This window comes from Microvirga sp. P4_A5 (genome assembly GCF_056402495.1).
In genome coordinates this window covers 35,451-44,509 of sequence record NZ_JBFUHH010000027.1, presented here as the reverse complement: position 1 = coordinate 44,509, position 9,059 = coordinate 35,451, and the positions used below count along the sequence as shown (strand labels likewise).

Genomic DNA, 9,059 nt, shown 5'->3' with positions numbered 1-9,059 from the left:
GCCCACACGCTGTAAGACGGCTCCACGCGCACCCCCCCGAAACGAGAACGACCACCAGCGCCGCTGGTGGTCGGGGAGTTAGAAAGTCGCACGAAGACGACCGCGCTGCCCTTTAGGCTTGCGCCCTGGACATACGGCAGCACCTCCCCGACCGTAAGGTGAGGAGGCATCGATTTGCGGCCGATGCAGGCCGCTTCGTGCGAGGTTTCTACGCCCCGGAGCCGCATGGGGCGGCTCTACGGTGGGAATAGCATGGGGAGGGGAGTGGGGGGTAGGGGGGTCCGATGAAGCGGGCGGGCTGAGTTTGCAGAGTTTATCACTTGATCTTGCATCACTTCAAAAGGGCTCTCAGAGCCCCCTCAGACCTATGAGAGGCCGCGCGTCAACCGGCATCCCTCAAGCGACGTAGAACGGAAGGCCGGGCGAGCCGGATGAAGGGCACCTGCCACCTGCCGGGGCGTGCAGAATTGCGCCAGAACACCCAGATCAGATTCCAAGCCGGACCTCTCAGGGTGATCGGAAAGTTCTCCGAGGTCTCAGGTTCGAGAACGCGAGTAAAGCCTGGAACCGACGTGAAGCCGTCGATCGTGGCTGCCTTGGAGACCTTCACCGCCGCCCGCCACCTGTACATCTATCAAGATCTGGCCCTTTGCTCTGTTTGTAACTGAAAGAGAGATGAAGGGTTGTCCGCGCCCCATCAGGCAGGTCCTATGGAATTGAACCTCGGGACGGCTCTTCGAAAACCGGTCCCAGAGAAGGATGGCAGCGGAAACGAGCCCGCCGAACGACCCGATGGTCTTTACGTCCTCGAATGACAAGCCCAGCATGACCGCCTCAGCCTTCCGGTTTCAGACCGAAGCTTAGCAGAGAGCCGCCGCCCGTACCAAAACCGGGGCTGGAAGGACTTTAGAGGGGGCAACCTATGGTGCGATTAGAGGACTATGGCTACCTGCCGGAGGATGTTCAGGACATGATCGCGGAATTGCAGGTCAAGGTCGTGGACCTCGAAGGCGAGGCGAAAATGTTTCGAATAGCTGCCTTGGTAACGTTCATGCTAGTCGCCGAGCGTATCTGGAAATACCTCTTCTCATAGGGGTTCGGCCGTGCTGTCGGGCCTCTTATAGAGCTTATCCTCTTCCTTCCTGACCTAGGCGGCCGGCTGCGGCAATTTCTTGCCTGCGGTCGTATGGACGGTGTGGTTGAGCTGCGAGGCTTTGGCTTTCGACGTTGGCCACCTCGCCAATGTTGCCGCCCTGGTTGGTGTCGCCGGTGCTGGTGCTGCCCTTGGAGTTGAGCATCATACTGTCAAAGGACGGCTCCTAGGCCGTCGCCGCGCCCCAGCGACTAGTCGAGCAAGGCGTCGAGAAAGACGAGGCCCAGATAGACTTGGACGGAGAAGGCGCTTCAATCCCCGAATAGAAAGATCACCGGTTACATTCAGCCAAGTCGAAGAATAATCTTCGCTGTGAACGGATCTGTTGCGAGCATGTCAGTCTTGCCCCACCCGCCGCAACACCCGCTCCGCCCGCACCAAATGCGGCCGGTCCAGCATCTCGCCTTCCACCCCCACCACCCCCGCGCCGGGGTTCGCCGCAAATGCATCCACCACCGCCTGCGCCCGCGCGATCGCCTCGGGCGAAGGGGTGAAGCTCTCGTTGATGATGGGGATCTGGCCGGGGTGGATCGCCATCTTGGCGACGAATCCGTCGCGGCGGGCATCGCGGCATTCGGCGCGAAGACCTTCGTGATCGCGGAAGTTGGTGTAGACGGAATCGATGGCGTCGACCGAGGCTGAGGCTGCGCCCAGCAGCGTGAAGGCGCGGGCGATGCGGTAGGGGTCGGTGTAGGTGCCGTCGTCGCGGCGGTTCGCCTCGGCGCCGAGATCGGCGGAGAGGTCCTCGCCGCCCCAGGCGATGCCCATCAGGCGGTGGCTCGCGCCCGTGAACGTGCCGAGGGCGAATACGCCGGCGGCGTTCTCGGTGGCGATGGCGAGGATGCGGGTGTCGCCGTCGGGCAGGCCGTATTCGGCCTCGCGCACGGCGAGCTTCGCGCCGAGATGCGAAACGTCCACGCCGCCCACCGTCTTCGGCAGCACCACGCCGTCGGGGCCGGCCTTCATGACGGCGTCGAGATCGGCCTCGATGAGACCGGTCGTCAGTCCATTGAGGCGCACATAGAGGCGCGGGCGATGCGGCGTGTCCTTAGTCTCACGGAGGAAATCCGCGCTCACTTGCCGGGCGGCCTCCTTGGCGGTCAGCGCCACCGAATCCTCGAGGTCGATGAGCAGCGCGTCGGCGCCGGATTCCAGCGCCTTGTCGAGCTTGCGCCGGCTGTCGCCGGGAACGAAAAGGAGCGAGCGCATCACGCAACCCCTTCATGAGAGGCGGGGCGCCTGCGCATGAAGGCCTGCCGCCGGCATTGCGCCACCAATGTGCCATCCTGCTTGTAGGCGCGGTGGATGAAGTCGACGATGCCCGCATCGGGCCGCGATTTCGACTCGCGTTTCGACGCGATCTCGGTGGTGACGTTCACCGTGTCGCCCTCGAAGAGCGGGTTGGGAAACGTCACGTCGGTCATGCCCAGATTGGCGATGGTGGTGCCGACCGTCGTGTCATTGACCGAGATGCCGATCATCAGGCCGAGGGTGAAGAGCGAGTTCATGAGGGGCTTTCCCCATTCGGTCTCGGTGGCGCAGAAATGCGCATCGATATGCAGCGGCTGAGGGTTGAGCGTCATGTTGGAAAACAGCATGTTGTCCATCTGCGTGACGGTGCGCGTCAGCCGGTGCGCGATGGTCGCGCCGACGGCGAAATCCTCGAAATACAAACCGCCGCGGGGGTGCCGTCTTGCGTCGTCGTTCATCGCTATCCTCCCCGAATTCAGTGGCCGAATTGTTCGCGCAAAATGCGTTCGTCGAGGCCGTGGCCGGGATCGTGCAGCAGCACCAGATCCACGCTGCGGTCCATCGCCACTTTGACGTTCGCCACGTCGCGAAACTCCGTGTGGTCCGCGACCGCGCTGACCTGCCGCTCCTCCGGCTCCAGCACCTCGATCTCGATCCGCGCGTAATCCGGCAGCAGCGCGCCGCGCCAGTGCCGGGGCCGAAAGGCCGAGATCGGCGTCAGCGCCAGCAGGGGCGCGTTGAGCGGAAGAATAGGGCCGTTGACCGAAAGATTGTAGGCGGTCGAGCCCGCCGGCGTCGCGACCAGGATGCCGTCCGCGCTCAGCTCCCGCATGCGCACCTGCGAGTCGATGCTGACGCGCAGCTTCGCGGCCTGATAGGTCTGGCGCAGCATCGATACCTCGTTGATGGCGCGGGCCGTATGCGATTGTCCGTGTACGTCCCGCGCCACCATCAAGAGGGGGTGGACCACGCTGCGCAGGGAGTTCTCGAGCCGCTCGAACAGATCGTCCTCGCGGTACTCGTTCATGAGAAAGCCGACCGTGCCCTTGTTCATGCCGTAGATCGGTTTGGCGGTGCCCATGAAACGGTGGAGGGAGCGCAGCATCAGGCCGTCGCCGCCCAGGGCCACGATGACATCCGCCTCGGCCGGGTCGACGGACGGATAGCGCGCCAGAAGGACCTGAAGCGCATTCTGCGCCTCGGGCGCCGGACTCGCGACGAACGCCACATGGTTGAAACGGCGGGCCATGCTGTCAATAACCTCACTCGGTGCACGAAAAGGCATAGCATGAACAAGTCCCTGCTCGTCTATACGACCTTTCCGGATGCGGACATCGCGCTTGCCGTGGGCGAGAGCCTGGTGCGCGACCGCCTCATCGCCTGCGCCAACGTGCTGCCGGGGATGCGCTCGGTCTATGCGTGGAAGGGGGCGGTCGAGCGCGGGGATGAGGCCGTGGCGATCCTCAAGACCCGCACCGGCCTCGAGGCGCAGGTCGGCGCGGCGCTGCGCGACCGGCATCCCTACGAGACGCCGATCATCCTTTTCATCCGGCCGGACGACGCCGACCCCGCGACCCTGGCGTGGCTACTCACCGAGACGGGCGGGTGAGGCGCCGGAGCCCTCCTCCCCCTTGCGGGGAGGGAATGTGTGCTCGTCAGACGGCCGCGCTCCACTGGACGGGCACGAACGCGAAGCCGTTTCCGTCCCGGGCGATGAAGCCGGTGGCGGGGAAGGGGGCGTGGTAGAAGGCCACCTGCGCCCGCTMGCTCGCCGCCATGTCGAGCATCCGGCGACGGGTCGCGCGGGCCTGGTCCGCATCCATGTCGAACACCGCCGACCAATCCGGATTGCGCACGAACAGCGCGGGATGGTTCGTCAGGTCCGACATGATCATCAGCTTGCCGTTGCCGGAGGAGAGCATGTAGGCGGTATGGCCCGGCGTATGGCCGGGCGCCGCCACCGCGGTGAGGCCGGGCAGGATCTCCTTGMCGGAATCGTAGCGCTTCACCTCCTTGGCGATCGGCGCGAAGACGCGGCGGGCGCCCTGGAAGGCCCCCTTCATGCCATCCGGCGCCTGCGCCATCCGGGCGTCGTCCATCCAGAAATCCCATTCGGCGGCAGGCACCATGGCCTCCGCCTTGGGGAACACAGTGGTGCCGTCCTTCAGGCGGAATCCGTTGATGTGGTCGCCGTGGAAATGGCTGAACACCACGGTGTCGACCTGCGCCGGGTCGAAGCCCGCGGCCTTGAAATTCTTCATCCACGTGCCGGAGGTCGGCGCACCGGAATCGCCGTTGCCGGTATCGATGAGCGTCACCCGGCCGTTCTGTTTCAGCACCAGCGTGTTGAAGGTGATGGGCAGGGCGTCGCCCGGCAGAAAGGCTGCCTTCGCGGCCTCCTGCACCTGCGCCAGTTCGGCATTCTTGACGAAGCCTTCGAGCGGACGCTTCGCGAAGCCGTCATTGATGGCCGTCACTTCGATGTCGCCGATCTTGTAGCGGTAGAAGCCCGGCGCCTGCGCGCCCGTCGCCGCTCCCGGGGCGGGGGTCGACGGTGATTGGGCGATTGCGGGGCTGATGAGGGGAGTGGCGGCGAGGGCGGAGCTGGCGAGAATGGCGCGGCGCGTAAACGTCATAAGGTCGTTCTCCCGGTTGTGGTGGTGAGAACGCTAGTGGGACGTCAGCGGGAGGCAAGAGCTTGGCCTTTCACGAAACGGCGAGGGCGAGCGGTTTTTAGGCGCGGGAGAGCTGGTGAAGGGCGATACCGCTTGTGGTTGCCACGTTGAGACTGTCGAAGCCGCCCCTCATGGGGATCGAGAGGGTGCGCACGCGGGCGAGGGTGTCTTCCGGAAGGCCCGGGCCTTCGGCGCCGAGAAGCAGCGCGGTCCGCGGCGCGGGCTTTACGGCATCGAGCATTTCCCTTCCCGAGGGCGACAGCGCCATCACGTCGAAACCGGCAGCTTCGAGTTCCGTCACCATCGCGTCCGCCGAAGGACATCTCGCGAAAGGCACCACCAGGACGCCGCCGACCGAGACGCGGATCGCCTTGCGATAGAGCGGGTCGCAGCAGGTCTCGTCGAGGAGCACCGCGTCCGCCCCGAACGCCGCCGCGTTGCGAAAGATGCCGCCGACATTGTCGTGGTTGGCAAGACCGACGAGCCCCAGTACCAGCGCGCGGGCCGGAAGGGCATCCAGACATTCCGCGACGGTGAGGCCGGCCGGCCGGCGGGCGACCGCGAGCACGCCCCGATGGATGGGAAATCCGACGATCGCGTCCATCACGGCGCGGTTGGCCGAATAGACCGGGACATGCGGCGGGAGCCTGTCGGTAATGTCCCGCAGCGGATCGGTGCGGTTTTCCGACAGGAGAACGGATTCGATCGGAAAGCGCCGCTGCCGCGCCAGCACGCGCAGCACGACCTCACCCTCGACGATGAAGCGGTTCTCGCGCCCGACGAGATCGCGTTCGCGGATGGCGCGGTAGGCTTCGATCCGGGAATCGTCGGGATGGCTGATCGCTATCGTCATGGAAACCTCGGTACCGATGGCGACGCCTATGACGGAGGAAGGTCGTGACGGCAAGCGCCACCGCCGTAAATCCAGGCCCATTTCTCTAAGGCTGCCTCCGCCTGCCGGCAGCGCAAAAAAAGGCCCAGGTTTCCCTGGGCCTGTCCGTCTCGGGGAGAGACTGGTCTACGAGGTGCCGAACGAGCAGTCCGGTATGGCGCGAGCGACGATCGTTGCGTGTCGCTGTCCCGGTTGTCGGGAAGGGTCACTGCCATCGCGCGCGAAGGGGATGGCTGCCGTGCCCATTAAGGCGCCTTTACATCCTCACGAGATACCATCCGATGGGTAGCATCTCTGTCCGCAGGATCTCATGCGGGGAAGAATACGAGAGTTGGGGCGGGGAAAGATATGGCTTTAGCGCAACACACACAGGGAAATTGTTTTAAGAAAAATAACCTAAATACTCGAATACTGATGAATATATGGATCGTATGGTAATGAATATTTATGTCGTTTCCGACGAGAATTGACAAATATTGGTCCCTGTGCCTGACTGCTTGTGTCGGACGGGTGTCCGAGCGAGAGAAGCACCTCTACCCCGCCATTCTCGGCGGGGTTTTTTTGGCAATACGTGACGTCGTGATCCCAGCCAAGCAACACTGCGACGAATACTGATCGCGACCGATCATGGGGCAATCCGCTCAAGGCCTCCCCTGCCTGTTCCGCAGGCTCAAACCCGTCGGCGTTTCAGCCGAACGACCGTCGCGGTCTCGGGCTCGCCGATCAGCCCTTCGACGATGCCGAGGAGTTGCTCGCGGTTGAACGGTTTCGTCAGGACGGGCGCATCCTTGAAATCCGCCGGGAGCGCTTGGCGACCATATCCGGTGGCGAAGGCGAACGGGATCCCGCGTCGCGCCAGCTTGGCGGCGATCTCGTCGACAGGGTCGCCCGCGAGGTTGGCGTCGAGAAGCGCCGCGTCGAATTCGGCTTCGGCGATAAGCCGCCTCGCGCTCGTCAGATTGGACGCAGGACCGATCACGTCGCAGCCGGCGGCGGCGAGATCCGCCGAGACCTCAAGGCCGACCAATGGCTCATCCTCGACGACGAGAATCCGCTTTCCCTGCAATCGGACACCGTCGGAAGGGGAGCATGGAAGCGGATTGCGCATTCCCGATGAGGCGCTCGCCAAGCTCTCGGGCAGATAATTCTCAGTCTCCGGCAGCGGCAACCGGATCGCGCACTTCACACCATCGGCCTCGTAGCGGGTCGATACGTCTCCCCCATTGGCTTCGAGCGTTCGTTGAATCAGCGTCGAGCCGAACCCGTGCGAGGTCGGCACGCTGACGTCCGGCACATTCGTTTCAATCCAATCGAGAGATAGCTCTCGGGGAATATCGGCTTTCAATGTCCAGCTTATCGTCAGGCGACCTTCGGGAACCGACAAGGCGCCATACTTTCGCGCATTCGTCGCGAGTTCGTGCACCACCAGCGCGAGCTGCACGGCGGAGCGTGCATCGAGCATTACGAAAGGACCCACGCAGGAAATCCGCAGGTCGGTCGAGTTTTCCAGCAGCACCTGCTCGCGAAGAATTTCCGAGATCGGCGCGCCTTTCATTTTGCTCTGCACGAGGAGATCGTGAGCACGCGCCAGCGCTTGCACGCGACCGTTGAAACTCGTCACAAAATCCCGAGGGCTTGCTGCGCGGCGCAAGGATTGACTGGCGATTGCCTGGATGGTGGCGAGCGTGTTCTTGACCCGGTGATTGAGCTCCTCGAAGAGCAGGGTCTGCAGCGATTCCGACTGCTTTCGATCCGTGATGTCGCGCGCGATCTTCGACGCGCCGACGATCGTTCCCCGGGCATCGCGCAAGGGCGACACGGTGAGGGAAACATTCACCCGGCGACCGTCCTTCGTCAGCCGCACCGTGTCGAAATGGTCGATGCGCTCGCCCTTCCTCAAGCGTGCGAGAATCGATCGCTCTTCGTCCAGCAATTCGGGCGGAATGATGCGGAGAATCGGCTGTCCGACCATCTCATCGGCGCTGTAGCCCAGGATTCGCGATGCGCCGGCGTTCCAAGAGGTGATGATGCCGTCGAGGGTCTTGCTGACGATGGCATCGTCGGATCCTGCCACGATGGCAGCCAACTGGGCCGATTCCACGTGACCGTTTTTCCGCTCCGCGATATCGACCAGCATATTGATCGCGCCGACGATCCGGCCGTCATCATCCCGCAATAGGGTCGGGTAGGGCATGAACGGCACCCGGCTGCCGTCGGGTCGCTCCGCCACGGCCTCGACCCCCCGCATCTCGCGGCCTTCGGTGAGCGCGATCGCCATCGGACATTCGTCGTGGCGCATAGGCCGCCCATCCGGCCAGAAAAGCCGCCATGAGCCGCACCAGCGGCTGCTGTTCAGTTCCGGTCGATGTCCCCAGAAATCCGCCGCCGCCTGATTGTAGTAGGTCAGGTCTCCATCGCCGTTCGTCATGTACACCGGCACCGGCAACGCTTCGAGAACCTGCTTGCTGCCGATCATAAAGTTTCCTGAAAATGGACTACGCCTGAAACCGGAAACGCCGCGATTGCCAAGGAGTTCCCTCCTAAAGCTTGTCTGTCAACAAATCCGCCGCTCCGGTGCAGCATCCACAATCGAAAGTCGCAATAGCTGGGTGCCGCGGCGGTCTATTTGAGTATTCAGTTATTATTCACGCAACGTAAGGCAGCCTTTGTCGCAGAAGGAGAAATCAGCATGTTCAAACGACTGCTCTTGGCGACTTCGTTGCTCATCGGTGCTGTGGCGCTGCAGGCACCGACGGCTTCGGCCTCGCCTCTCCGGACGACCGTCGAGCTCGCAGCCGGCCCATCCATCGCTTACGCGCAATATTATTATGGCCCGAGGCGACGGTATGTTCGTCCCCGCTATTACGTGCCGCCGCGCTACTACGGTCGGCGCTATTACGGACGCCCCTATTATGCTCGCCGCTACTACGCCCCGCGGGTCTATTATCCGCCACCGGTCTATTACCGGCCCTATCCTTATTACGGACGGCGGGGTTACTACCGCTGAGCCAACCGAGCAGCCGCGCCGCGCCCGATCAGGGGCGCGGCGTTTTGTTGCCTGCCACAAACATATTGGCGGCGGTTCGGC

General features: G+C 63.5%; 11 protein-coding genes. 3 read left to right on the top strand and 8 right to left on the bottom strand.

The features are described 5' to 3' along the window. Positions 1–227, bottom strand: a 227-nt coding sequence (locus AC1DVM_RS09910; protein ID WP_477254104.1) for a hypothetical protein, incomplete at its 3' end; no start/stop codon positions are given. Between the two features lie 695 nt (positions 228–922). Between AC1DVM_RS09910 and AC1DVM_RS09905 the strand changes: the two genes are divergently transcribed. Then, positions 923–1,093 (top strand): hypothetical protein, encoded by a 171-nt coding sequence (locus AC1DVM_RS09905; protein WP_477254103.1) that lies wholly within the window; start codon positions 923–925, stop codon positions 1,091–1,093. Positions 1,094–1,127: 34 nt separating this feature from the next. Here AC1DVM_RS09905 and AC1DVM_RS09900 read toward each other — a convergent pair whose 3' ends face one another. From AC1DVM_RS09900 to AC1DVM_RS09885, 4 genes are all read right to left on the bottom strand, one after another. Beyond that, on the bottom strand, positions 1,128–1,301 hold the full coding sequence (locus AC1DVM_RS09900) for a hypothetical protein (RefSeq protein ID WP_477254101.1): 174 nt from the start codon (positions 1,299–1,301) through the stop codon (positions 1,128–1,130). Positions 1,302–1,489: 188 nt separating this feature from the next. Continuing rightward, positions 1,490–2,362 (bottom strand): HpcH/HpaI aldolase/citrate lyase family protein, encoded by an 873-nt coding sequence (locus tag AC1DVM_RS09895; RefSeq protein WP_477254099.1) that lies wholly within the window; start codon positions 2,360–2,362, stop codon positions 1,490–1,492. Beyond that, on the bottom strand, positions 2,362–2,862 hold the full coding sequence (locus tag AC1DVM_RS09890; RefSeq protein ID WP_477254097.1) for a MaoC family dehydratase: 501 nt from the start codon (positions 2,860–2,862) through the stop codon (positions 2,362–2,364). Before AC1DVM_RS09890 ends, AC1DVM_RS09895 begins: the two co-directional genes overlap by 1 nt. 17 nt (positions 2,863–2,879) lie before the next feature. Then, positions 2,880–3,653, bottom strand: a complete 774-nt coding sequence (locus AC1DVM_RS09885) for an NAD kinase (RefSeq protein WP_477254095.1) — start codon at positions 3,651–3,653, stop codon at positions 2,880–2,882. A gap of 39 nt (positions 3,654–3,692) precedes the next feature. Between AC1DVM_RS09885 and cutA the strand changes: the two genes are divergently transcribed. Continuing rightward, entirely contained in the window at positions 3,693–4,013 is a 321-nt protein-coding gene (cutA, locus tag AC1DVM_RS09880) for a divalent-cation tolerance protein CutA (protein WP_477254093.1), read from the top strand. A gap of 46 nt (positions 4,014–4,059) precedes the next feature. Here cutA and AC1DVM_RS09875 read toward each other — a convergent pair whose 3' ends face one another. From AC1DVM_RS09875 to AC1DVM_RS09865, 3 genes are all read right to left on the bottom strand, one after another. Beyond that, entirely contained in the window at positions 4,060–5,040 is a 981-nt protein-coding gene (locus AC1DVM_RS09875; RefSeq protein ID WP_477254092.1) for an MBL fold metallo-hydrolase, read from the bottom strand. Between the two features lie 97 nt (positions 5,041–5,137). Then, a complete protein-coding gene (locus tag AC1DVM_RS09870) occupies positions 5,138–5,932 on the bottom strand; it encodes a TrmH family RNA methyltransferase (protein WP_477254090.1) in 795 nt (264 codons plus the stop codon). Between the two features lie 709 nt (positions 5,933–6,641). Further along, entirely contained in the window at positions 6,642–8,447 is a 1,806-nt protein-coding gene (locus AC1DVM_RS09865; protein ID WP_477254089.1) for a PAS domain S-box protein, read from the bottom strand. Positions 8,448–8,660: 213 nt separating this feature from the next. Between AC1DVM_RS09865 and AC1DVM_RS09860 the strand changes: the two genes are divergently transcribed. After that, the gene (locus AC1DVM_RS09860) at positions 8,661–8,978 is read left to right on the top strand and encodes a hypothetical protein (RefSeq protein ID WP_477254088.1); all 318 of its coding nucleotides are present in this window, start codon (positions 8,661–8,663) and stop codon (positions 8,976–8,978) included. Positions 8,979–9,059: the final 81 nt, after the last annotated feature.